Below are 24,943 nucleotides of genomic sequence, written 5' to 3'. Positions count from 1 at the left end.
CTCTACCCTCCCCTTTATTTTTTGACACTTTTTATAAGAAAAAAGGGTTTTACGGGTTATATAAATCCCTTTTAATACCTATTAACATCCCAATTGCACTAATAGACTTTCTAAATGCTTTTTCACCTGTGGCCATTCTTCTATTGTAATGCTATACATAACGGTATGCCTAGTTGTCCCATCTTTGCGAATCATATGGTTACGCAATATTCCCTCTTTTGTAGCACCAATTCGCTCAATTGCCTGTTGAGAACGAATATTTTCATGATCCGTTTTTATTTGTACACGTTGTAAATGAAGATGCTCAAAAGAGTATCGTAATAGCAAATACTTACAATTAGTATTAATAGCTGTACGCCAGTATGCGGGTGTTAGCCATGTATAGCCAATTTCTAATCGCTGATGCTTGTCATCAATATCCATAAAACGTGTAGACCCGATAATGTCCCCTGATTGTTTATCCACAATCACAAATGGAAATTCTGTTTTTTCGTTTTTTGCCTTTAATGCGTTTTCCACAAATTTATTCACATCTTCCTTTTTTTCTATGGTTGTGGACATATGTGACCAAATTTCTGGATAACTTCCTGTCTCTAAAATTCCTGGTAAATCGCTCAATTCTAAAGGCTTTAGTTTAACCACTTCATTTTCTAATGTTATAAATTCCATTACACTTCACTCCTTTTTACTTATTTAACGGTAAAATTGATATGATATATATAACCAATTACTAAAAAATCAACCATACCAGAGGAGGAGGAAATTATCTGGAGCTCTCCATTATATTTACAGGCAATCTAGCGAAATACATTCAAATCTATGAAGAAATAAAGCATAAGATTATTACTAAAAAATTACTTGCTCATGAACAACTGCCTTCTAAACGAGCTCTCGCCCTAACATTGAATTTGAGTGTACACACGATAAAGGAAGCCTATGAGCAGTTACTTGCAGAAGGCTATATTTATAGTAAAGAGCGTTCTGGTTATTTTATTGCGCCCTTTGAATTTGATTGGCTACAGCAAGTACCCCGGCATGTATCTGTTCCAAGTAACAATATCCCTAACAATATACAATTTGATTTTACAAATGGACATGTGGATAACGAGGCTTTTCCCTATGCTGCTTGGCACAAGCTTATAAAAAAGCATTTTAATAGTAACAACTTATCAACAAGCCCTTGGGAGGGAGAGACAACTTTACGCACAGAGATTGCCCGCTATGTAGAGCGTTCTCGTGGGGTTAGCTGTGATGCTTCACAGGTATTTATATACAGTGGTACACAAAGCCAGCTTCAGGCTCTTTGTCATTTTCTTGGGTCTGCGATACGCGTTGGGTTAGAGGAGCCAGGATTTAAAAGAGTGCGTGCCGTTTTACAGCAATGTGGATTGTCCACAGAGGCGATTCCTGTGGACTATTCAGGGGTTACACTCCCTGCAACACCAATTCACATGTTATACACAACACCTGCTCATCAATTTCCATTAGGCATGATTATGACCATAGAAAGAAGAGTGGCATTGTTACAATGGGCTAACTCGAACGCGGGGCTTATTATTGAAGATGATTATGATTCCGAATTTCGTTATAAGGGGCTACCAATCCCGTCTTTAGCAAAAATGGATCAGCTTCAGCGTGTAATTTATTTCGGAACATTTTCGAAAACATTGCTTCCATCCTTACGCATTAGTTATATGATCCTTCCAAAGTCTTTAGTAGTGCCGTTTATGACTTTTCATTCTGAGCAAAAATCGGTTGTCTCCAAAGTAGACCAACTTGTCTTAGCAGACTTTCTTGCACAAGGTCTATTCGATAAGCATTTGGCAAAAATGCGAACAATCTATCGTAAAAAACAACAAGCATTATTGACCGCCATCTCTTCAAATTTTTCAAATGAATTTCAAGTAATCGGTGAAAAATCCGGACTTCATATAGTCATCAAGCTACCACAACATCTCACCGAAAGTAGCGCGATCCAGCTTGCTCAAGAGGTAGGGGTTCAAGTCTATCCATGCTCTACCTCCTATCAGAATGGAACAAATGAAACCATGATCATTATAGGGTATGGTGGACTGACGCTTCAGCAAATAAATGAAGGAATTGCACTCCTGGCGTCCGTTTGGCAATAGCATGTGATTCATTAGTTTGTCGAAATCTCATTTAAATAAAGCGAAACTTTATATAGTTTTTTTCGTATTTAAAGTTAAATGGACACATAAGGGGATAAGACAATAATGGAGAATCGAGAGTTATTAGAGCAGCATTTACAAGAGATTCAAGTGTGGGAAAAAGATCAAAAAGATTTATGGTTTTGGGAGAAATTAGGGAGAATACCATTTAAATTATTAGATAAAATGACACCTGCCTTTCTCCAAAATAAAATTGCTTTATTGGTAGATGAACTAGGCAATTATATTCAGTCCGGTGGAAAGTATTTAATCAATGAACAAGCCATGATACAAAAAATTCGTGACCATTCTTCCACTCAGCATATTATAACTATATCTGATATTGGTCAGATTCCTTTAGAGGACATGATCTCCCTCAGTGACAAATTACAAAATGAACGTGTGAAATTTGCTACTGTACAAGGAGCCTCTACTGGCTTTGGAGGCATCTTTACTTTAGCTATTGATATTCCAATGATTTTAGGGACTGCACTAAAAACTTTGCAAGAAATAGCAATTATTCATGGCTATGATCCGAACGATAAAATGGAACGTATTTTTATTGTAAAATGTCTACAATTTACCTCTGCTGATATTGTTGGTAAAGAAGCAATCTTACAGGAGCTTTCTACTATGAATAGCTCAAAAAAGGCTTCAGATAACATGATTTCTCAGCTTCAAGGATGGCAGGAGGTATTTTACACATATCGTGATCAGCTAGGCTGGAAAAAGCTGTTTCAAATGATCCCTATTGCAGGGATGGTTTTTGGAGCCTATGCTAATAAAGGCATGATTCAGGATGTAGCCGAAACTGGTATTATGCTTTATCGTAAAAGACGTATTTATGAAAAACTTACTGAACTAGATTGTTGATCGACAAAAGATGACACTCCAAATATGGGTGTCATCTTTTTTGTGCTTTATATTTTAATAAGTATTTTTCCTTGGTGCTGACGACTTTCCATAAATTCATGAGCCTTTTTCATTTCCTCTAAGGCAAATATTTTAGCAATTGGCACCTGAAAACTGTCTTCGTTTACTAAAGAGAAAATATCCTGCGCCACCTGTTGTAACAGTTCTGGCTTCAAAGCTCTTGTCGTACCTAAGCTAAATCCTTTTATATTGCGGCAGCTATTGTGTAAATCTGCTGTTTTTATATTTCCTGCTCTTCCTCCACTATTCCCGAATTGGACAAGAGTGCCATAAGGCGCTAAACAAGTTAAACTCTCCTCGGTGATAGCTCCTGCAATAGAATCGTACACAATATCAACACCCTGACCCTTTGTAAGTTCATTGACATTTGTACTAAATTGATCATATGTAAGTACATGATCCGCACCAAGCTCATAAACAATTGGGGCTTTTTCTAAATTACTCACCGTACCTATAATCTGTTTAGCTCCGAGCCTTTTGGCCATTTGGACAAGCATTGTCCCTACCCCACCAGAAGCAGCATGAATTAAGACGGCATCCTGCTGACCAATGGCCGCTATTTGATGTGTTAACATATATGATAAAAATAAAACTGTCGGTACAGCTGCTACCTTCTCGATTGGTACCCGACTAGGAATTTTAAAAACTAGTTGTTCCTTTGCTACTACAAATTCTGCATAAGCACCGTTTTTCGGGAATGCGATAACTTGGTCACCCTTTTGAAAACCACTGCTATCATTAAAAACTTCTTCAATTACCCCTGCAACATCTAAACCAAGAACCATCGGAAAATTTGCTTTAGCTTTATTACCTGTGCGATTTTTAATATCTGCAAAATTTACGCTTGTATGGGTTGTCCTTATTAAGACTTCACCCTCAGAAATAGTCGGTTTTGGACAATCAATAAAAGTTAAAACATCCGATGTACCAAATTCATTGATAATAATAGCCTTCATAAATTTCTCCCTCCTTGCTATGGTAAAATTATATACTATATATAGAAATGATGGAGGAATATTCATGAAAATCAAACCTAAGCACGCCATGTACAATGGTATATCCTACAATTTTTTTGATGGAACAAGCGATAAGGTATGTTTTATGCTCTCTGGCACGGGCTATACCTATGATAAACCTATACTTTATTATTCTACAGCATTACTGTTAGAACTTGGCTATGATGTCGTCCAAATCAATTATACATTTGAGCAACAGCAATTCGAACAGGACTCCCAAGCCATATCAAAAATGGTCTATCGTGTTGCCAACCCTATTGTAGAAAATAGCTTGCAATCAAAGCCTTATAGAGAAGTCGTTTATCTAGGAAAATCTTTAGGTACTATGCCTATTGTCGATTATTATATGCAGCAGACTCCTTCTATTCCTGCTCGTTATGTACTTTTCACCCCATTACTTTCTCTTCAACATACAATGACAAATCTATTAGACAAACATGCATTTTTGGCAATTGGTACAGCGGACCCTCATTATTCACAGGAGAAGCTAGCGCAACTTGCTACCCTTCAGCTTGCTGTTTTTGAGGACCTTAATCATTCACTTGAAATTCCTTTGAATGCTGTTTTATCCATACAGCACTGCCAATCGCTAATAACACAATTAAAAATCTTCCTACAAAATAATTAGTAATATTTTTATAGTACTATTTACCAAAATCGTGTACATATGCTACACTAGCAAAAATACATTGAAGAGAAGAGTAAATAAGGCTGTTCTTCCCAGAGAGCTCGGATTGCTGAAAACGAGTAAGAACGAATTATTGAAACAAGCCTCGGAGTAGCGCATTGGATTTTGTTTGAATGATGGTGCGACGGGAACTCCCGTTATAGAGTTACAGTATAAGCATAGGCTCTATGCCGTACTGAAAAGGCTATTATGGTGACATAATAGTGAACTAGGGTGGCACCACGTGAGTATATAAATTCTACAACCTCGTCCCTAAGACTAATCGTCTTGGAGGTGGGGTTTTTTATTTTGCAAATCGTCACTTTGCTTAAGGAGGAATTTATATGAGAAAAGCTTTAGAAAGCTGGCGTTATCCTGCCATCCTATTATGTAGTATTGGTGTTTCAAGTGTTGGCGAATGGATTTATTTTATCGCCTTAAATTTAGTTGTGTTAAACCTCACAGAATCTGCTCTGGCTGTCTCTGGATTGTATATTGTAAGAGCGATCTCTTCCTTGTTCACTAATTTTTGGTCAGGAAGCCTAATCGATCGTTTTAATAAGAAAAAGCTAATGATTTTTCTAAATATGGTTCAATCTATACTCATTGTCATACTCCCCTGCTTTTCAAGCCTTTTGTGGATGTATGTCCTTGTTTTTCTCATTACAGTAGCTAGCTCTATGTATCAGCCTACATCTATGACTTATATCACTAAGTTAATTCCTGTCGAACAAAGGAAACGTTTTAATGCATTACGCAGCTTACTCGACTCTGGTGCATTTCTAACTGGGCCAGCAATCGCAGGTTTCTTGTTCACAGTCGGAACACCCTATATGGCCATATATTTAAACGCGATTGCTTTATTTCTATCAGCCTGTATAACGTTCAAAATGCCGAACATTGAAGCCCTTGAAAAATTTATGAATCGTACAGAAAAAGCATCCCTTTTTCGAGTATTGCTTCAGGATTGGCAAATGGTCATACGCTTTAGCTTAAAAAATTCCTATGTTATGGTAGTCTATTTGTTGTTTAGTGCTATCATCATCTTGATGACAGCTACTGATTCTTTGGAGGCTGCCTTTGCAACACAGATATTAGCTTTATCGGAAGGAGAATATGGGATTTTAGTCAGTATCGCAGGGGTAGGTGTTTTATTTGGCTCGCTAACCAACTCTGTTATTGTTGAAAAAATACCAACTTCTTGGTTAATAGGTATGGGGTCTCTCGTAACAGCACTGGGCTATTTAATATTTACCTCATCCTTTTCCTTTCTTATAGCTGCTATAGGTTGCTTTGTATTATCCTTTGCAACTGCCTTTGCGAATACAGGATTTTATACATTTTATCAAAATAATATTCCCTCTGAGAGCATGGGTCGTATAGGAAGTATTTATGGATTTTTTGAAGCACTTTTTATTATTATTTTTACTACTATTTTTGGGATTTTCGCTGAATGGATTACTATACGCTCAGTTGTCATTAGTGCATCCTTTATGATGGCATTTGTAGCTGTCATTCTACTATGGCTAAATATAAAACCTTCGAAAAGCCACTATTATAAAAGGTTGATAAGTAGCAAGCAACAGTAATCTCACTTTTCATATAAAAATTAACCATCTAATGTCTACTAATTACTGACATCAGATGGTTTTTATCGTAATAAGCAATCTTATATATACCCTAATTCAAAGGATAGCTGCTGTGCAGTTTTAAGGACTTCCTGTGTTATACTTTCTAATTTTTCAGCATCTGTATCATATTCAAAGCACTCTGCACTAATGGCTGCAATTATTTGTTTATTTGAATCAAATATAGGTGCTGCTATGGATACTGTCCCCTTTGTTTTTTCTCCAACGCTTATGGCAAAGCCTTTTTCTCTTACATCATTGAGGCTCTCTATCAATTTTTCTTTCTCAGGCTCCTCAAGTTGTTGGAAAAATTGTTGCTGTACATCGCTTTTAGAAAACGCAAGTAATACTTTATTTGGAGCTCCTATAGGATATGGAATTTTTTCACCAATCATATCAATAATACGGACATTTTTAGGACTATCAATTCGATCAATAATAATGGATGCAAACTGTTTAGCAATACTTAAATAGATTGTTTCTCGAACATCATATGCAAGGTTTTCTAATAGAGGATGCGCTTTTTCTCTAATATCCGTCTCATGATACATTTTCATGCCTAGTTGCAGCCATGTATACCCCAATCGAAATTCTTTTTTATTCTCATTTCTCTCTACTAAATCAAAACTTTCTAATGTATATAATAATCTGTAAATTGTGCTAGTAGGCAAGTCTGTTTCATTAAAAATTTCTTGCACAGTAAAAAAACGCTTCGGATGCTTCGCCAGTATATTTATAACTAACATTGCTCTTTCGATTGATTGAATCATTACAATTACTCCCTTTCATTTCCCCATATGATCACTATCTTAAGGTTTTTATAGATCCATTTAGCTTTTACTAGGATCATTATGAAATTAAAATTCATGCAAATTATCAAATTTTTATGTACCTTCAATTTTTTACATGTAGCCCTGCTTTTAAATGTAGTTTCATTTTATTTTAACTAATTTTTATGCATATAAATAGATGCTACATGAAATATATACATAGTTCCACTCAATTAGCGCAGAAAATTACGAGTATTCACAAAAATTCAAATTGACAATTTGTTGTTTTGCATTTACGATGAATTTATATTCCACTATGTAGATTTAATTTCATATAGTGAAAAATATATAACGGTAAAAATATGTATTTCTCTACTAATTATTTATTTATATCATCTTAAAAATAAAAAATTTTTCTATAAAAGGAGAAAAAATCATGAATACTTTTATGTGGGATACACCCGAAAAACTACGTGCCCTATTATGTGAACTTGTGAGCTGGGAAAGCCGAACATTAACGGAGGGTGAAAATAAATTTGCCTTTCGACTAAAAGATAAATTGTTAACGCTTCCATATTTTGAGAAGCACCCAGACTTGATTGAATTACATGATGCAGGACTTGGCAGAAATGCAGTGACAGCCTTCTATAAGCATCAAACCGCAACTGAAACCGTTGTGTTAATCAGTCACTTCGATACCGTGCATACGGAGGAATATGGTGAACTAGAGCCGTTAGCCTTTTCTCCAGAAGAACTAACGAAAAAGCTAATGGAACCTAAATACCTAAAAGATTTACCAGAGGCAGCTCGCATTGATTTGGCGTCTGGGAATTATTTATTTGGACGCGGCACAATGGATATGAAAATGGGTCTTGCCTTACACATGCAGTTGATTGAAAAGGCAAGCTTTGAGCAATGGCCGATTAATTTAATTTTAACAACGGTTCCTGATGAGGAAGTCAACTCTGCTGGTATGAGAGCGGCTGTTGTGGAACTGGTGAGACTGCGGGAACAGCATGGCTTAACCTATAAATTATTTTTAAATAGTGAGCCATCGTTTTCACAAGGGCCTTCGGATACGAATGAATATATTTATTCAGGTACAATTGGTAAAATCATGCCTGCTGCTTTGTTCTATGGAAAAGAGACACATGTTGGCGAGCCATTAAAAGGGATGACGGCTCCCTTTATCGCTTCCTATATGACACAGCATATGGAGTGGAATCCCCTTTTCCGTGAAACAGATTTAGGCGAAAGCACACCATTACCCGTCTCTCTACAATTAAAAGATTTAAAAATGGAGTATTCTACACAAACACCATACCGTGCGGCGGCACTTTACAATGTCTTTTTGTTAAAACGTACAGCGGCTGAGGTGATGGCTATTTTTGAGGAAGTTGCGTTACAGGCAATGGCTGCTTGCAATGCGCACTATCAGGACATTTGTACACGCGAAAATGTTCAGGGTGTGGGCATGGTAAAGGTCTTACGCTACGAGGCATTATTGGAGCATGCGATCCATAAGTTAGGAGCTGAGGAAGTACAAGCGATTAAGCACCAGGTTCAGCAGCATCCTGCATGGGATGATCGTGAAAAATCCATTCGTATTGTGGATCAGCTCATGATTCGCTGTCAGGAATTAGCACCTGCCACAGTTCTGTTATATGCACCGCCTTACTATCCAGCCATTAATTCATCCAACCATCCATTAGTGAAACAGTCGATTGAATTAATGAAGCAAACAGCTCAAACATTTGATATTGAGGTGGAGCAGATCCACTACTTTAACGGAATTTGTGATTTAAGCTATGTCAATTATTCAGATGCATCCAATGAGTGGCTAGCATTTGAACGGAACACACCTGTATGGGGCGATACGTATCATATTCCATTCAAAGAGATGGCGGCATTACAAGGTCCTGTCTTAAATGTCGGTCCATTTGGTAAGGATGCCCATCAAAAAACAGAGCGATTGCATGTGGATAGTGCGTTTAAAGAAATGCCTATTATGATTGATACATTGATTAAAAGTTTATTTTAAATAAAAGAAACTTCATTCAAAATAGCTTTCATATCCTCTCATTTAAATTGTTACCTAATAATCTAAGATGACAGAGTACAAAATAGAAAGAGGTTGTTATATGGATTTTGCCGCTTTAACAGGTAAAATAGCAGGGATTATCTGGAGTAACGCATTAGTTTATCTTTGCTTAGGAGCTGGCGTTTACTTTTCGCTTATTATGAGGTTTCCACAGCTGCGTCTCTTCAAAGATATGATTAAACAATTATTTAATAGAAAAACTTCGGCAAATGGCGTTTCATCTTTTCAAAGCTTTGCAATGGCATTGGGTGGACGTGTCGGAATTGGGAATATAGCTGGTGTAGCTACTGCAATTTATTTTGGAGGACCAGGGGCTATCTTTTGGATGTGGGTCATAGCCTTTTTAGGAGCTGGTGCTGCCTATATTGAGTCCTCGTTAGCCCAGGTTTGGAAACAAGAAATCGCAGGAGAGTATCGTGGAGGGCCAGCATACTATATTGAGAAAGGGTTAAAAAATAAGCCATTTGCTATATTATTTGCTATCGCTACAATTATAGCAACTGGTTTCACTGGTTCAGGTGTTCAAGCCTTTAATATTGCTGATTCAACAAAAAATGCCTTCGGGATTTCACCAATAATTACAGGTATTATTGTTTCTGCAATATTTGGATTTGCTATTTTTGGTGGTATTAAAAGGGTTGGAAAAGTTGCTGAATATGCTGTACCGTTTATGGCAACTGCTTACATACTTCTTGCATTCATTATTTTATTGATCAATATAAAAGATGTACCTGCAATATTTGCTTTAATTTTCAGCTCTGCCTTTAATTTAAATGCTGCATTTGGTGCTGTTTTTGGAAATGCAATTATGTGGGGAGTAAAAAGAGGGGCTTATTCAAATGAAGCAGGTCAAGGTACTGGGGCACAGGCAGCTGGTACCGCAGAAGTATCTCATCCTGCTAAACAAGGGCTTGTCCAAGCATTCTCGGTCTATGTAGATACACTACTTGTTTGTACAGCTACAGCCATTATGATCATCTCCACAGGCAGTTACAATATTGCCCATCCTAATGGGGGATTTTTGGTTGAGAATCTACCAGGAGTTGAAGCAGGTACTGCATTTGCACAAGAAGCAATTAACTCATTCATTCCTGGTTTAGGAAGTCCTTTTGTTGCTATCGCAGTATTTTTCTTTGCAATAACTACTATGCTTGCTTTTGGGGTATACACGGAAAGTAATGTTGCTTACTTATTTAGAAACAATAAAAACTTTGCTACTATTGCTATTGTCGTAAAAGTACTACTAGTTATCTCTATCTTTTTTGGAACGATTCGTTCCTCAGCAACTGCTTGGAATCTTGCTGATATTGGTGTAGGTATACTTGCATGGTTAAACCTAATTGCTATTATTTTATTAACAAAGCCAGGTATAGCTACATTAAGAGATTATGAAGAGCAAAAGAAGTTGGGGCTTGACCCAGTCTTTATTCCCGAAAGATGTGGAATTAAAGATGCAGAATTGTGGAATGAAATAACTGAAAAAAACTATCCAGATCAATTAGCCGCATTAAAAGAAAAAGTTGGCGACTTGAAATAATTAAATGAACCCTGTAGTAGTCACTAAGAAGTTGAAAAGTTGCTGCTATGCAGGGTTCTTGCTTTTTAAATTTCCATAGAATGAAGTTAAAATCTCTATCTTTCAGTTGGGAAATGCTTTACTTGATCAACTGCCTCTAATAATTTTTTTGTTACAATTTCTGATTCATCAATATGGCTTGTTAGAACGCGATTTGTTTCATCAAATAAAGCTGTCGTCCTATTAAATTTATGTATAACATCTTCGTTTGATAGCTTCTGATCTTTAATTGAAGCTAATAGCTCATTTATTCCCGTTTGAACATTTGTCATAATGTGCAGTAATTGATCAATTTTTACTGATGTTTTAGCACTTTTATCAATGCCTTCCGTTACTAGCTGCATGTTATTTTTATTATCCTCGTAAGCAAGTCCAATTTGTTCTTCGATTTTCTTTGTTAAATTAGCAATATCTTCTGTGCTTGTTTTCGTATTTTCAGCTAATTTGCGAACTTCCTCGGCAACAACCGAAAAGCCTTTACCATGCTCCCCTGCTCTTGCTGCCTCAATAGATGCATTCAAAGCTAGTAAATTGGTTTGATTTGATATTTCTCCAATTACATTTACAATTTCAGCTATTTGCTTTGAGCGCTCACTTAAATTACTCATGCTTAAAGACGTTTTTTGAGACTGCTCTCCCAACGCATCAATCAAATGCTCTACTTCCTGAACAGCCTGCTTGCTTTCAACCGATAATGTCATCATTTGATCCGAGGAAGAGATTAATAAATTGCCTTTATCTAGGGCATTTTCAGAAATTTTATTGGAGTGAATTGTGCTATCCTCAACTTTATTAAACTCTCCTACAATATCTGCGACCATTTCTCCTAAAATAGTATGCTGGTCATTTACCTTGTTATGTTGTTCAATAGTTTCAATGATTTCCTTATGTAACTCATTTAAAAAAATTTGAAATTCATGATCTTTCTTATCCAGCTTTGCATTCAGTTCATCAATTTTAGCCTTAAATTGCTCTATATCTACTTTTTTTGTTTGGAACATTGTTAACACAGCCATCACCTCAGAAAATAGAATATTGAATATGTATTTATTTTACTGGATTTAAAGTAATTAATATACATCTTTAGAAAAAAACAAACACTCACTACTAACAACGACATAGCGTGATAGTAGTGAGTGTTTTGTTTTTTAATAGGCTAAACCAAATAAAGCTTTAATATGTGTTAAGTAACGAATATTAGAAGCTTCTTTCATTAATGTTGCAGGAAGGCCTTTAAGCTCTGTGTTGCTCGCACCAATTGTAGCAACAGCATCTTTACGACCTAAGCTTGCAAGTGTGCCAGAGTTTACAGCTGAGAATGCTTTCATGTCTTGGTTTTTGTATTGTGCAAATACATTATAACCAGCACATTCACCCATTTGCCATGCAACTTGTGCTGTTGGAGCGTATAGTGGACGACCTCCATCAGCTGGTAGTGCAACAGATGCATCACCAATAACAAAGACATCTTCGTGTGACGTAGATTGTAAGAATTCATTAATAGTTGCTTTTCCACGATCAGCAGCTAGACCTGATTCGCCTACGATTGGAAGTGGAGCTACCCCACCTGTCCAAACAAGTGTATTTGCAACAATTGGTTCACGGTCTTTTAAAGAAATAACGTTGCCGTCAACACCTGTTACTGGTGTACCTGTAATAAATTCTACGCCACGTTTAGTTAAGCTTTCAGTAGCGCGTTGGATAAGTGTATCTGGAAGAACTGGCAAGATTTTCGGACCAGCTTCAACAAGTTTAATTTTAAGGTCAGCAAAATTAACACCATGTTTTGCAGCGATTTTCGGGAAGTTGTCCACGATTTCACCAACAAGCTCAACACCTGTTAAACCGCCACCACCAATAACGATTGTTGCATCTGCTTCATCTTTAGATTGTGCATATGCTTTAATGCGGTCTTCAATATGTTTGTTGATTTTATTGGCATCATTTACTGATTTCAGAACCATAGAGTTTTCTTCTAATCCTGGGATACCAAAGAATCCAGTTTGGCTACCTAAAGATACTACAAGTGTGTCATAAGTTAATGTATAACCATTATCTAAATCAACTTTTTTAGTATCTACATTAAATTTTGATACTTTCGCAATGTGTAGGTCGATATCTAAACCTTTAAAGATTTTTTTAAGTGGTAATGCAACAGCACCTTCTGCAATTGTACCACCAGCTAAACGGTGAAGCTCAGTGATAATTTGGTGTGTTGGGAATTGGTTTACTACAGTAATTTTAGCTTCATCAGCTGATAGATACTTACGTGCTGTTAATGCAGTTAAAACGCCAGCGTAACCTGCACCTAAGATGACGATTTCTTTTGACATGATTAATTAATCCTCCGTCCTTACGAATTGAATTTACCTTGAGTCTTATTTGGCTTTGCGTTCTGAGCTTACTTGTAAGAAAGCATTAACAAAACGGAAAACATTTTGAACTTGAGGGTCTTTTAACATTTTCACAAGACCGAATAAACCAATTACTTCATGGCTTTCAGATGCACGGTCTTTCGCTTCAATTGCAGTTGCTGCAAGGTTTTTCGCAGAGCCCACTACAGGACCAGCGATTTCTGTTACCGCTCCAACAGTATCGTTTTTAAGCACTTCGTCTGTTGCAACAGCTTGAGCAAACTCATATGATTTCGTTAATAATGTCATCATTTCAGTTAACTTTGGTAATTGCTCAACTAAAGTTGTTAGTGATTCTTGAACTTCAGGCTTTAATAATTGATCTAGTACATCTAATTGCTCTTTACTCACAGTTACTTGTTCAGCCTGTGTTTGGTTATTCGTTTCTGACATTTTGAACTCTCCTTTGCCATCACTAGTACTATTTTTTATTGCTTACATGTAAAAAAGACCATTAAGGTAAAACTTAACAGTCGTTACAGCGTATATCTTACACAATCACCAGTCACAAGGGCTGGATAGCGATTCGTATGACTTGTTATTACAATGTTTACTTTAAATCGCAAAAAGCGCATCATAATACCATCCTTATCTTGTCTTGGTGACATTACAACCTTCATTATAAGACTGTTTGTACATTATTTCAATGAGCTATATCACAATTTCGACAATCTTTTCAAAATTCATTGATTTCATCAACTATTAACTGTCTTGCTATAATAAATTTTCCAACGCATCATAATTTTTTTTTTGATAATTCCTTTTCCTGTCATCTCTATATCCCCTTCTCTTTGGAAAGCAGATAAACGACAGCTTTAGGTTTCTCTAGTAATATTCAATAAGGACGCTATATCTTTTTTGTTAGTGTCAATAGAAATGTATCCCTCTTGGCTAACAAAGTAGATTTTAGAATATAGGAGCTTTTTTTATTTTAATTTAATGACAATAACACGAACGTCTGTAACTGCTTCTAAGCTGTGCTTTTCAGATGGTTTTAAAGTTAAAATTGTATCTTGTGTTAAAATTTCTTCCACACCTTCAACAATAAAGCGAACTTCACCAAATTGAACAATAATTAGCACTTCATTGTCCGCACGATGCCCAGGAATTTTTTCACCTGCACGCAATTGAATGTTCAAAATATCTGCACCAGCGATACTCCCTAATTTACCAATATGTTTTGTCTTTTCTTCTAGCATTGCTTGGATTGGTATAATTGTCATTGTCATTCCTCCATTACACTGTTTTTATGCTATTATAGGTTCTTTTGATTTACGATGTTCCACTACTTTTTAGGCCACACCCCCACTATAATGAAGAATCACTCTGATTGTCTGTGACTTACATCACTAAAAAAGAAGTATCCCAAATGAATGAGATAACTCCTTTTACAAACCTATTTTGGTTAACGTTTTTCAACAGAAAGCCAGAAGAAATTTGTTACTTCCTTTGCCGTCACATCTACTGAGCCTAGCAAAGTTTTACCATCCCCATCTTTAAAATACCCTACAGTCATCAATGCCATAAAGTTATGAGCGAAAAACTTTGCATTTCCTTTTCGAATTGTGCCCTTTTCCATCTCTTTTTGCATAGCATGCTCTATTGTTTGATACATACCATTTTCGGATGCTTGAACATGTCTCAGCTGCGATTCCGATAAATTAATGGTAGCCTCTTTCATAAAATTTTTCATATCAATATCGATAGTGGCTGATAAATGAACCTCAACGAGCTGTTCGAGTCGTTCTTTAAATGGTTTAGGCTGCTCTAAAATTTGTAGAATAGATAGCTTGATACGATCCATCATAGCGATTAAAGCAGATGTATATAAATCCCCTTTAGTTGGGTAGTAGTAATAGACAGTCGCCTTTGTTACGTTACAAGCCTTTGCTACATCATCCATTGAAATATTTTTGTAGCCCTCTTTAATAAAAAGTCTTGTGGCCGTTTCAAGGACAATATCTTTTGTAGGTTTCGCATTTTCATCATGGCGAGGTCTCCCGAGAACACGCGGTGATTGTTTCAACAAGTTCGCCTCCTTAATTAAGCATTCTTTTTACGCATATTATAACATATTAATATTTATGGATTGATTAATTAACCTTCTAGTATATATAATTAAATCACTTACATGAAATGGAGGTCTTTTGATGAAAAAACATCCACTTGAGCAATGGGGCTCAATGGTTGCAAGTAAAAAGGGAAGATTATTAGCACTAGCTTTTTGGGTGCTATTAGTAGTTGTATTCTCATTTGCTTGGCCACAAATCAATAGTATAGAAAGTGAGTCAGGCAAAAACTTACCTAATACCAAAATGTCTGAGCAAGCTGCGTCCATTATTGCAGAGCAATTTCCTAATGATGCTGGAACACCTCTATTGTTGGTGTGGCATCGTGAAAATGGCTTAACACCTGATGATTTTTCGGCTATACAAGGTGTATACAACGAGCTGCAAGCAAAGCCCTTAGCCCATCAAACAATGGTTCCACCATTTGATCAAATGCCACCTCAGGCTTTAATGGCTTCCGCTTCTGAAAATGGTACAACAATTGTTACACCTGTGTTTTTTGAAAAAGGTGTCGCAACAGATATGCTACAGGATAGTTTAGATAAGCTGACAAAAATAATGGAAGGCTATCAAGTCCAATTAGATGATAAATTATCAAGCGATGCACTCCATGTGCGCTATTCTGGACCAGTGGGAATTGCCACTGATGCTGTCAGTTTATTTTCACAAGCAGATGTGAAGCTATTGATCGCAACTGTATTACTCGTTTTAGTATTACTTATTATTATTTATCGTTCTCCATTGCTAGCTATTATTCCTTTAATTGTTGTAGGGCTTGCCTATGGTGTGATTAGCCCGACACTTGGTTTTTTTGCTGAACAGGGATGGATAGATAAAGATTCACAGGCAGTCTCCATTATGACTGTTTTACTATTTGGTGCAGGTACTGACTATTGTTTATTTTTAATTTCAAAATATAGAGAAATACTCTTTGATGTTGAGGATAAGACGGTCGCAATGAAGCTAGCTGTTAAAGAATCGGGTGGTGCTATTTTAATGAGTGCCCTAACAGTAGTTATAGGTTTAGCGACCCTTAGTCTTGCCCATTATGGCGCATTTCAACGCTTTGCCGTACCATTTAGTTTTGGTGTGCTTGTCATGGGGGTCGCAGCACTTGTTGTCCTACCAGCAATTCTTGTCCTTATTGGGCGAGTAGCGTTCTTCCCCTTCACTCCTCGAACGGAGGAAATGGCCAAGAAAAAGGGCAAGAAACAGCATAAGCCTTCACATAAGGTTAGTCATAAAATTGGTCATTTTGTTACCCATAAACCTTGGGTCGTTATCGCTGTAACTGTAATCTTACTTGGAGGGTTGGCGGCATTTGTTCCGCGAATTCAATATACATTTGATTTGCTTTCATCCTTCCCAAAAGATATGCCGTCTAGAGAAGGATTTACATTAATAGAAGAGAATTTTTCGCCTGGAGAACTAGCACCTGTTCAATTAGTAATAGACACAGAAGGTACTGATATCAATATCCAGCAACAACTTGAAGCTATCTCTTATATTGATAGTGTGGCAGATGTACAAATTGGCGAAAAAAATAAGAATATACACTTGTATGAACTCAATTTCGATGCCAACCCTTATGCACAGGAGTCATTAGCTCATATTCCTGAACTACAAAAAGAGGTTATTAAAATACTAGAGGCACAAGGTCTCAACAACGCTGATAAACATGTTTGGCTTGGTGGAGAAACAGCTAGTCAATATGATACACAACAAATAACTAAGCGAGATGAAACAGTAATCATGCCAACCATGATTGCCTTAATCGCATTATTATTATTTGTCTATTTACGTTCTATTACAGCAACTGTTTATCTATTAGCGACTGTTATTATTTCTTATTTTGGGGCATTAGGCGCTGGATGGTTAATCTTACATCATATCATGGGGGCCGAGGCAATTTCTGGTGCTATTCCATTGTATGCTTTTGTGTTCTTAGTTGCTCTCGGAGAGGATTATAATATCTTTATGATTTCAGAGATTTGGAAAAAGCGCAAAACCACTGACCATTTAACAGCTGTAGAAGAAGGTGTTGTCCGAACAGGAAGCGTTATTACATCTGCTGGACTCATCCTAGCAGGTACATTTGCGGTGCTGGCAACATTACCGATTCAAGTGCTTGTTCAATTTGGTGTTGTGACAGCCATTGGTGTATTGCTCGATACATTTATTGTAAGACCATTACTTGTACCAGCCATCACAACAGTACTAGGTAAATATGCTTTCTGGCCAGGTAAGTTATTTAAAAAAGATGCCTAAATAGATAACACGGACATTAGCTAGGTATGATTGTCATACTTGCTCATGTCCGTGTTTTTTATATTAATACTATAAGCATTTCATCATATAATTATAGTAAATTGACCTTATTACATTCTATTTAAATAAGGAGTGGCATGCATGGATCTTCAAAAATTACAGAAACGTTTCCCATTATTAAGCCCCTTCTCAGGTAAAACTGATGGAAATTATGTATTTAATTTTGACAATCAGCTTTACGAAATTCCCATACACACAATGACACAAAATGAATATGAGCTATTGCGAATATTCTCAGGCCCCACTGTTTTATACGATAACTATGATATGATTTGGCTTGATTATTTTACAGATAAAACAGATATTGCTCCAACTAATCTTCCTATGCATCGTTTGTTATTTCTTCACTTTGATAAAGACTTTTCAACACCTACATTATTGCGTTCAGTCTTCGAAGCTTTACTTGGGAAGGATATTATACTGCTATCGCTTCAGCCACAATTATTTGGCATAATCGAGTGTATCGACTACAATGAGGAGTTTTTAGATTTGACTCATTATGTTAATCCTATAATGGCAGACTTAGAGACTCATTTTAAAATTTTTATTTCTGATATTATACACAACATCACCACAACCAAGGAACGATTTAACTGGTATGTTCACCTTCTACCATCCATTTGGACTTATACACCAAAGCATGTACTCACACAGCAAGAGCTTTTAGTGCCTTATATAACGCAGCATCTAGCCTATCAAGAGAAAGAAATTTTTATCTCCTCTATCCTAAAAAGAGCCACTTCTCAGCCAGAATTACTCCATACAATTAAGAAATTGATTGAATGCGATGGAAACATTACATTAGCCTCTAAAAAAATGTATATGCACCGTAATACCTTACAAAATCGCTTAGATAAATTTCAACAAATGACGCAAAAGGATATTCGGCAATTTTCCCATCGGCTAGAAGTTTATCTCGCAATTATTTTCTTAGAATCACTTTAAGACCAACTGCACAAATTATGCCTTCAACACTGTGCAAGCTTTCCATATCACTCTATTCTAAAGTCATTTACAATGAAAATATGACTTGTAAAGGGGTGCAGTATGTATGGCGGAATTACGGTTAGAGCATATCTATAAGATTTACGATAAAAATATCCAGGCCGTAACTGATTTTAATTTGCATATCCATGATAAAGAATTCATTGTGTTTGTAGGCCCTTCTGGCTGTGGTAAGACAACAACTTTACGTATGATTGCTGGCTTAGAGGATATATCAAAGGGAGAACTATACATTGACGATGTTTTCATGAATGATGTGGAATCAAAAGATCGTAGCATTGCAATGGTATTTCAAAGCTATGCTTTATATCCACATATGACAGTCTATGAAAATATGGCATTTAGCTTAAAGCTTCGAAAGGTTGATAAAAAGGAAATAGATCGTCGTGTTAAAGAAGCTGCTAAGATTTTAGGATTAGAGGATTATTTAAAAAGAAAACCAAAAGCTCTATCTGGTGGACAACGTCAGCGTGTAGCACTGGGAAGAGCAATTGTCAGAGATGCTAAGGTATTTTTAATGGATGAACCTCTTTCTAATTTGGATGCCAAATTACGTGTACAAATGCGAGCAGAAATCCAGAAGCTCCATCAACGAATTCAAACGACAACGATCTATGTCACACATGACCAAACAGAGGCTATGACGATGGCTACCCGTCTGGTAGTGATGAAGGATGGCCTTATACAACAAATTGGGACACCTAAAGAAGTATATAATACACCACTTAACATGTTTGTGGCAGGCTTTATTGGCTCACCATCCATGAACCTTTTCCACTGTCGTCTAACAGATACCGAGATCCTTTTAGGCGAGCAAAGCTTCCCTATCCCATCCATGCATTTACCATTGTTAAAGGAAAAAAATTATTTAGGGAAAGAGATTATTATGGGTATACGACCTGAGGATTTACAAATGACTGATGTTATTTCCCCTTACACTTTCACTGCAACGATTGATGTTGCAGAATTACTAGGAGCAGAAACTTATCTCTATTGTTCTTTAGTAAATCAGAATTTTATAGCTCGAGTACAGGCTGATAACAATTTTCATCCATCCGACAAGGTTTTCCTATTTATGAAGGAAGAAAAGATCCATTTCTTTGATCCTCAAACAGAGGAACGTCTTTAAAGCATGCATGCTTCGAACCCATGAGTTCGGGAAGAGAAAGCCAGCTGTATATACCATTGATGGCAATCAATTTATGTTCAAACTTCTACATCTGGTAATTTAAATAAGAAATTAATTGATTTCTTCAAACGAATTAAAAGCACGCTAGGCATTATCCACCTAGCGTGCTTATTCTATTAATCTTATTTTGCCGCGGCTTGAATCTCAAAGTAAGCCCAATGCTCTTTAGGTATATCCTTGAAGAATTGTTCTGTGTCCTCAGTTGGTATTGGACGATTAAAGATTCGATTCAGTACCTTTACTGCCTGTGCACGTGTTAGTTTTTCTTCAGGTCTAAATTCACCATTGCCTAAGCCAACCATTATACCTATCGCACTTATGCGATTGATTTCTTTTGCTGCCCAATGTGTGACCGCCACATCACGATATGTTTCTCCACTTGTATTTATTTCGCAATACGAGGTATCTGTAGCCCCTTCTACACATTGTTTATCAATCCATCTCACAGCAATAACCGCCATTTGGGCTCTAGTAATCATTTCATTCGGCCCGAATGAACGATCATGACGTCCTTGCATAATTCCTTCTGTACGAATATATTCAATATCGTTTTTTGCCCATGAAGTAGCTGTATCTGCATAAAATAGGTTAGACGCTTCTGGTACATGATTGTCACTTAGGTTTCTTGCCAACATTGCTGCCATTTGGGCACGAGTGACATTTACATTCGGACGGAAAGTGCCATCTGTATAGCCGTGAATATAGGAAGCAAATGTGCTGTCTACCTCTATTGGTTCTTTCTCTGGTGGCACTTCTTCCTGCGCTTGTTCTACATAAAGTAGAGAAAATGTAGAAAAGTGCTCTACATCAAAGACTATACCTGTTTGCCCTCTCGTAAATTCTGCAAAACGCCCACGTATTATTTCAGCTGTTCCATTACTATGCTCTACATAGACCATCATATTTTCTCGTTGAGCTGATGTGAGATTCGCTGGTAATGGTAGTAGCAATGTTACTTGACGGTTTTGTAGATTTGTGTCGATAGATATTGGCTGACCAACGAGTTTTACATTAGCGCCATTACCCTGTTGTAAAACGATTTCAGCTTGTTTAGCCTGATCCTCAATAGCTTTTTGCCGCAATGCATCCTTAATCGGTACAATTCGGAAGTAAATGTCTTCATTGAAATCATTCATTGAAGTAAAAGGAACATCTATTTTGACCATTCCCATAGCTATACTAAAATGTGATTTACCCTCTATTAATCGCTTAGCAGCATCTCTATCAAGTATCACCTTTGTTTCACTTGCTGGAGGTTCCATATTAGGGATCACAAGTCGAGATCTTTTATCTTCCTTATTCCCTAATATCCGAAGAAACTCGTTTGCATTTGCAACTGTAAAGTTTACTGTATCTTGAAAGCTACCGTTACTCAATACACGTGTTAACACGGTTTGGAGGAGCACATCATCTGGCATACTTTGATCTACAACATTTATCTTTAGCTGATTACTTGGTGCAACAGGATCAGGTGTTGGTTTAGGACTAGGCGTTGAAGATCCTCCATCTCCTGGTACATTGTTTTTAGACCACAAAGCATACAATATCAAATTCCCTTTCCCCATTTGAATCGTTTGCCCAATTTTATAAGTAACACCTTTTCCATCAGCCTTCGTATTCCATCCTACAAATGTATACCCTGCTTTCATTAAATTACCTGTATTGCCCAGTACTGTAATAGTGTCCTGATTTTTATACTGCTTTGAATCTGTTGGTACTATCCCCCCATCAGACCCGTTACTGTCATACGTAACCGTATATGTTTGCAGTGCACTAGTCGTAAAATTCCAGGAAGTATTATTAGTAATACCTTTATACGCATTACCTGCTACATCAGTAAATGCACCTGCGTCAATTTGAATGCTGTAAGTAGTATTATGGGCTAAATCCAATGTAGGATTTACTGTCACAGTTTCATTAGTGATAGAAACATTTGCTTGTGTAACAGCAATAGTTTCGACAATTTGGTTATCTGCAGCATTTCTTATGACAATATTTTTACTAGTTACAGGAAAAACCTTTTCATCAAATGTTAATACAAGATTATCTGCAGGCTGTACATTAATTGCCTGATGCGCTGGGAAATAGGTTGTTATTTCAGGAGAAATTTTGTCAAATATCACAATTGTCCCTGATGAAATCTCTGTTACCTGTAAGCCCTCATTCCCTGCTATATCTTGAAAATCAATTGTAAAACTGATAGGTCCATCTGAGTCTGTGGACTTTAACGTATAGCTTGCTTGCCATGTTTTAGCATCCCCATCACCTTTATCATTGACATTTGCTGTTTGTCCTAGGATTGATACATTCGGTGATTGAATGTCCTCACTTGTCTCAAAGTCGATTGTGATTACATCGTCTACCTTAGCAACTGTTGGGTTAGCATTATTTGAAGCCATTGTCACCTTTTTTACTGTTGGCTTTACGCTATCGACAATGACATAGCTTCCATCAGTTACGTCCGTTACCTCTATTGCCGAATTACCTAACAGATCTTTAAAGTTAATTGTAAAAGGTACTGTTCCCTCTAAATCACCATTATCTATAACATATGTTGCCTGCCAGTTTGTGGATGCTCCTGTTACAATAGCAGCTTTCCCCGAAATGGTAATTATAGGTGCTTGTATATTTTTATCTGTTTTCATTGTTAAGGTGATCGTATCTCCTACCTTAGCCTTTGTAGGATCCAGATTATTCGATTTGATCTCTACCTCTACAGCTTTTGGCAGAGCTTTATCAATCACAAATGTAATGGTTGTGGTATTCCCTGCACTATCTGTTGCTACCAAAGTATAATTTCCAGATGTACTTACTGTGGTTCCACTTGAAAAGGTTGCTCCATTCAGGGTAGCAGTTCCTTCATTAAAACTAATCGTTACATCAGTGTTATAAACACCGTTATTTGTAACCCCTGTTATGACTGGTGGAGTTGTATCTAGAACAATTGTATCTGAGAATGTATTTGATATATTGCCAGCAGTATCCCTTAGTTGCATATAAACTGTTTTACTACCTTCTCCATGGGATAAAGTCCAACTTTTCGTAGATATTTTTGACTCCCAACTGGACCAAGTAATACCATCATTCGAAAAGCGCATTTCTATCGCTTCTCCTTCTAAATCTGTTGCCGTCAAATTTAAGGTAACATTTATAGAACTTGTCGAGATTTGTCCACCGTTAACAATGATGGAACCTGATGGTGCATGATTTTTAGTAATCTGGATTGTAAACTCCTTATCCAACGTATTACCAGCCTCATCAGTTACTCTTATCGTAATCTTATAACTATTTTTCGTATCGAATTCAAACATTGCCTTTGTCTTTAATACATTCCCATCAATCGTAAAGAAGCTTGTATCTCCAGACTGTAATGAATACGTGAATGTTTGTGAGCTTCCTGTATCCACTGCCGCCAATGTTCCAACTGTTGTACCAATGGGTTTCTTTTCTTGTACAGTAGTATTATTGAGCTCAATATCAGTAGGTGGTGTACTATCATAGAATATTTGTAATTCATTTGATGCTTTATTTAAAGCACCTCCACTAGTTGCAACAACCTTTTCAGGAATTTTGATTTTCACAGCTCCATCTGTAATAGGTGATACTAGGGCTGTATACGTGTTACCAATTCCTGATAGCGCTGTCACATTTCCATTTGTAACCTCTATATCCCCAATCGTAAAGCCTGTCACTGACCCACTGAAAACAATAGCTATAAAAATTGGAAGGCTATTTGTTGGACTAGGTTTATTTGTTGAAATTGTCACTGCTGGACGTGCATTGACGACTAGACTAATCGTATAGACAGTACTAAAATCAATACCATCGCTTACCTTAAATGTAAAAGATGAAGAAGATCCATTTTCTGTAATATATTTTAAATTACCTGCATCTAAATTAGCCTTACTGATTGTCATACCATTTGTAATCGCTTCCCCACCATCAAATTGCTGATTATTATTGCTATCAAGAAAGAGCTGTCCGCTATTTGGGATAGTAGAGATTTGAATCTGTTGCAAAGTATCTCCTGCATCTTCATCAGAAAATGCGAAGGAAGTACTATTAAATGTATACACTTGACCCTCGTTTACATCTATGGTTCCATTACTGGATGTCGGTGGTTTATTTAAGGCAAGGGTTGTTACCTGCTGCATCGTATATGCACTCTTATTGCCATCGGTATCTTTGACAATGATATTAAAATAATAGGTAGTATTGGCAGCAAGGCCTGTAACATTAAAGGAGTTACTATCTTTAATATAGCCGTCTAACGGTGTCCCATTCAATTCTATGGTACTAACCGTATCAATATTGTTACTACTAGATTGATAGATTTGATATTCTAAATCCTCTTGAGCTGTTATATCATCAGATGCTTTAGCCCAGTCCAGCTGTACGCCTGAGGTAGTAATATTTGAAGGATTTATAGCACCATTTGTAATTGTTGGCGGATTATTATTTGGGATATCAATCGTAAATTGGGTAAACGTTAAATCCCATAGTCCCGCCTGTACAGTAGGTATAAAATTTACACTCGCAGTAATGACAAATGAGTTGATTCCTTCTATATTAATAGGAATATCATAAATAGGCTCATGATTTGCAACTGTCTTAAAAGTTACAGGATTTCCTTTCGGGTTTCCGGTCTCATCATACCCTTGAATTGATAAGGAAAATGTATCGTTTTCAAGATATTTATTAGTCGTATTAATTTTTATTGATTTTAAATCGAAGATCCCGCCTGCAAAGCTTTCTCCAGCTGAAATTCTAATTGATTTTGGTGGTGAATATTCATCTGCATCAAAATAATAACCAGCTGGAAATTGTGATCCATTGCTATACGTGAATAGATCAATACCATTATCACCAGGAATACCGCCTACTACAAAGCCATTATTTGTGTCATCTTTCCACGAAGCTTGACTTAAATCCTGTATACAACTTGGAAAATCTGGCGAATCGCATGCAGCCGCCTCCACTTTTAAAGGTGACACGAACCCTATTCCTGCCATTTGACTATAAGCGACTAACAGCAAACACAAGGTTATGGTTAATATCTTTTTTCCCATTCTATATTCT

At 36.7% G+C, this 24,943-nt stretch carries 19 protein-coding genes and 1 other annotated feature; of the genes, 9 read left to right on the top strand and 10 right to left on the bottom strand.

Annotation, left to right across the window (positions count from 1 at the left end; genetic code table 11):
- Positions 1-81: 81 nt before the first annotated feature.
- Positions 82-669, bottom strand: coding sequence for a GNAT family N-acetyltransferase (locus C7B89_RS13200; RefSeq protein ID WP_066038404.1), 588 nt, complete (start codon positions 667-669; stop codon positions 82-84).
- Positions 670-767: 98 nt separating this feature from the next.
- On the opposite strand from C7B89_RS13200, the gene pdxR reads away from it, so the two are divergent.
- A complete protein-coding gene (gene pdxR / locus C7B89_RS13195; protein ID WP_115673876.1) occupies positions 768-2,129 on the top strand; it encodes a MocR-like pyridoxine biosynthesis transcription factor PdxR in 1,362 nt (453 codons plus the stop codon).
- 105 nt (positions 2,130-2,234) lie between these two features.
- Complete coding sequence (locus C7B89_RS13190; protein WP_009373716.1) at positions 2,235-3,041, top strand: EcsC family protein; 807 nt, start codon at positions 2,235-2,237, stop codon at positions 3,039-3,041.
- A gap of 47 nt (positions 3,042-3,088) precedes the next feature.
- Here the strand turns inward: C7B89_RS13190 and C7B89_RS13185 are convergent, their stop codons facing one another.
- Positions 3,089-4,057 (bottom strand): quinone oxidoreductase family protein, encoded by a 969-nt coding sequence (locus C7B89_RS13185; protein ID WP_115673875.1) that lies wholly within the window; start codon positions 4,055-4,057, stop codon positions 3,089-3,091.
- 64 nt (positions 4,058-4,121) lie between these two features.
- Here C7B89_RS13185 and C7B89_RS13180 point away from each other — a divergent pair, with 64 nt between their 5' ends.
- Together C7B89_RS13180 and C7B89_RS13175 are read left to right on the top strand one after the other, a co-directional pair.
- Complete coding sequence (locus C7B89_RS13180; protein WP_048393179.1) at positions 4,122-4,745, top strand: alpha/beta hydrolase; 624 nt, start codon at positions 4,122-4,124, stop codon at positions 4,743-4,745.
- 52 nt (positions 4,746-4,797) lie between these two features.
- Positions 4,798-5,062 (top strand) — a binding site (T-box leader).
- Between the two features lie 66 nt (positions 5,063-5,128).
- Positions 5,129-6,373, top strand: a complete 1,245-nt coding sequence (locus C7B89_RS13175) for an MFS transporter (protein WP_115673874.1) — start codon at positions 5,129-5,131, stop codon at positions 6,371-6,373.
- A gap of 80 nt (positions 6,374-6,453) precedes the next feature.
- On the opposite strand, the gene C7B89_RS13170 is transcribed toward C7B89_RS13175, so the two are convergent.
- The gene (locus C7B89_RS13170) at positions 6,454-7,182 is read right to left on the bottom strand and encodes an IclR family transcriptional regulator (protein WP_115673873.1); all 729 of its coding nucleotides are present in this window, start codon (positions 7,180-7,182) and stop codon (positions 6,454-6,456) included.
- Positions 7,183-7,618: 436 nt separating this feature from the next.
- On the opposite strand from C7B89_RS13170, the gene C7B89_RS13165 reads away from it, so the two are divergent.
- Together C7B89_RS13165 and C7B89_RS13160 are read left to right on the top strand one after the other, a co-directional pair.
- Positions 7,619-9,223 (top strand): M20/M25/M40 family metallo-hydrolase, encoded by a 1,605-nt coding sequence (locus C7B89_RS13165; protein ID WP_115673872.1) that lies wholly within the window; start codon positions 7,619-7,621, stop codon positions 9,221-9,223.
- A 100-nt stretch (positions 9,224-9,323) separates the two neighbouring features.
- Positions 9,324-10,820: an alanine/glycine:cation symporter family protein gene (locus tag C7B89_RS13160; RefSeq protein ID WP_115673871.1), complete on the top strand. Its 1,497-nt coding sequence runs from the start codon at positions 9,324-9,326 to the stop codon at positions 10,818-10,820.
- A 95-nt stretch (positions 10,821-10,915) separates the two neighbouring features.
- On the opposite strand, the gene C7B89_RS13155 is transcribed toward C7B89_RS13160, so the two are convergent.
- From C7B89_RS13155 to C7B89_RS13135, 6 genes are all read right to left on the bottom strand, one after another.
- Positions 10,916-11,875 (bottom strand): methyl-accepting chemotaxis protein, encoded by a 960-nt coding sequence (locus C7B89_RS13155; protein ID WP_244205662.1) that lies wholly within the window; start codon positions 11,873-11,875, stop codon positions 10,916-10,918.
- A 132-nt stretch (positions 11,876-12,007) separates the two neighbouring features.
- The gene (locus C7B89_RS13150) at positions 12,008-13,192 is read right to left on the bottom strand and encodes an NAD(P)/FAD-dependent oxidoreductase (protein WP_004227760.1); all 1,185 of its coding nucleotides are present in this window, start codon (positions 13,190-13,192) and stop codon (positions 12,008-12,010) included.
- 45 nt (positions 13,193-13,237) lie between these two features.
- Entirely contained in the window at positions 13,238-13,666 is a 429-nt protein-coding gene (locus tag C7B89_RS13145) for a helical membrane plugin domain-containing protein (RefSeq protein WP_004227758.1), read from the bottom strand.
- A gap of 83 nt (positions 13,667-13,749) precedes the next feature.
- On the bottom strand, positions 13,750-13,881 hold the full coding sequence (locus C7B89_RS23435; RefSeq protein ID WP_255349861.1) for a hypothetical protein: 132 nt from the start codon (positions 13,879-13,881) through the stop codon (positions 13,750-13,752).
- A 318-nt stretch (positions 13,882-14,199) separates the two neighbouring features.
- Positions 14,200-14,496, bottom strand: coding sequence for an AraC family ligand binding domain-containing protein (locus C7B89_RS13140; RefSeq protein WP_115673869.1), 297 nt, complete (start codon positions 14,494-14,496; stop codon positions 14,200-14,202).
- Between the two features lie 182 nt (positions 14,497-14,678).
- A complete protein-coding gene (locus tag C7B89_RS13135; protein WP_115673868.1) occupies positions 14,679-15,299 on the bottom strand; it encodes a TetR/AcrR family transcriptional regulator in 621 nt (206 codons plus the stop codon).
- A 124-nt stretch (positions 15,300-15,423) separates the two neighbouring features.
- On the opposite strand from C7B89_RS13135, the gene C7B89_RS13130 reads away from it, so the two are divergent.
- The 3 genes from C7B89_RS13130 to C7B89_RS13120 all read left to right on the top strand — a co-directional run bounded on the left by C7B89_RS13130 (position 15,424) and on the right by C7B89_RS13120 (position 19,804).
- Positions 15,424-17,610 (top strand): MMPL family transporter, encoded by a 2,187-nt coding sequence (locus tag C7B89_RS13130; RefSeq protein WP_115673867.1) that lies wholly within the window; start codon positions 15,424-15,426, stop codon positions 17,608-17,610.
- A gap of 141 nt (positions 17,611-17,751) precedes the next feature.
- Complete coding sequence (locus C7B89_RS13125; RefSeq protein WP_115673866.1) at positions 17,752-18,615, top strand: PucR family transcriptional regulator; 864 nt, start codon at positions 17,752-17,754, stop codon at positions 18,613-18,615.
- Positions 18,616-18,721: 106 nt separating this feature from the next.
- On the top strand, positions 18,722-19,804 hold the full coding sequence (locus tag C7B89_RS13120) for an ABC transporter ATP-binding protein (protein ID WP_054548703.1): 1,083 nt from the start codon (positions 18,722-18,724) through the stop codon (positions 19,802-19,804).
- Positions 19,805-19,986: 182 nt separating this feature from the next.
- Here C7B89_RS13120 and C7B89_RS13115 read toward each other — a convergent pair whose 3' ends face one another.
- Positions 19,987-24,933: an S-layer homology domain-containing protein gene (locus tag C7B89_RS13115; RefSeq protein WP_115673865.1), complete on the bottom strand. Its 4,947-nt coding sequence runs from the start codon at positions 24,931-24,933 to the stop codon at positions 19,987-19,989.
- Positions 24,934-24,943 lie beyond the last annotated feature (10 nt).

The organism is Lysinibacillus capsici, assembly GCF_003367505.1.
Lineage (GTDB): Bacteria > Bacillota > Bacilli > Bacillales_A > Planococcaceae > Lysinibacillus > Lysinibacillus capsici.
This window is presented reverse-complemented; position numbering and strand designations above follow the sequence as displayed.

Coding starts and splice junctions, on each gene's coding strand:
- C7B89_RS13200 (WP_066038404.1), bottom strand. CDS start 669: ATGGAATTTATAACATTAGAAAATGAAGTGGTTAAACTAAAGCCTTTA.
- C7B89_RS13190 (WP_009373716.1), top strand. CDS start 2,235: ATGGAGAATCGAGAGTTATTAGAGCAGCATTTACAAGAGATTCAAGTG.
- C7B89_RS13185 (WP_115673875.1), bottom strand. CDS start 4,057: ATGAAGGCTATTATTATCAATGAATTTGGTACATCGGATGTTTTAACT.
- C7B89_RS13180 (WP_048393179.1), top strand. CDS start 4,122: ATGAAAATCAAACCTAAGCACGCCATGTACAATGGTATATCCTACAAT.
- C7B89_RS13175 (WP_115673874.1), top strand. CDS start 5,129: ATGAGAAAAGCTTTAGAAAGCTGGCGTTATCCTGCCATCCTATTATGT.
- C7B89_RS13170 (WP_115673873.1), bottom strand. CDS start 7,182: ATGATTCAATCAATCGAAAGAGCAATGTTAGTTATAAATATACTGGCG.
- C7B89_RS13165 (WP_115673872.1), top strand. CDS start 7,619: ATGAATACTTTTATGTGGGATACACCCGAAAAACTACGTGCCCTATTA.
- C7B89_RS13160 (WP_115673871.1), top strand. CDS start 9,324: ATGGATTTTGCCGCTTTAACAGGTAAAATAGCAGGGATTATCTGGAGT.
- C7B89_RS13155 (WP_244205662.1), bottom strand. CDS start 11,875: ATGGCTGTGTTAACAATGTTCCAAACAAAAAAAGTAGATATAGAGCAA.
- C7B89_RS13150 (WP_004227760.1), bottom strand. CDS start 13,192: ATGTCAAAAGAAATCGTCATCTTAGGTGCAGGTTACGCTGGCGTTTTA.
- C7B89_RS13145 (WP_004227758.1), bottom strand. CDS start 13,666: ATGTCAGAAACGAATAACCAAACACAGGCTGAACAAGTAACTGTGAGT.
- C7B89_RS23435 (WP_255349861.1), bottom strand. CDS start 13,881: ATGTCACCAAGACAAGATAAGGATGGTATTATGATGCGCTTTTTGCGA.
- C7B89_RS13140 (WP_115673869.1), bottom strand. CDS start 14,496: ATGACAATTATACCAATCCAAGCAATGCTAGAAGAAAAGACAAAACAT.
- C7B89_RS13130 (WP_115673867.1), top strand. CDS start 15,424: ATGAAAAAACATCCACTTGAGCAATGGGGCTCAATGGTTGCAAGTAAA.
- C7B89_RS13125 (WP_115673866.1), top strand. CDS start 17,752: ATGGATCTTCAAAAATTACAGAAACGTTTCCCATTATTAAGCCCCTTC.
- C7B89_RS13120 (WP_054548703.1), top strand. CDS start 18,722: ATGGCGGAATTACGGTTAGAGCATATCTATAAGATTTACGATAAAAAT.
- C7B89_RS13115 (WP_115673865.1), bottom strand. CDS start 24,933: ATGGGAAAAAAGATATTAACCATAACCTTGTGTTTGCTGTTAGTCGCT.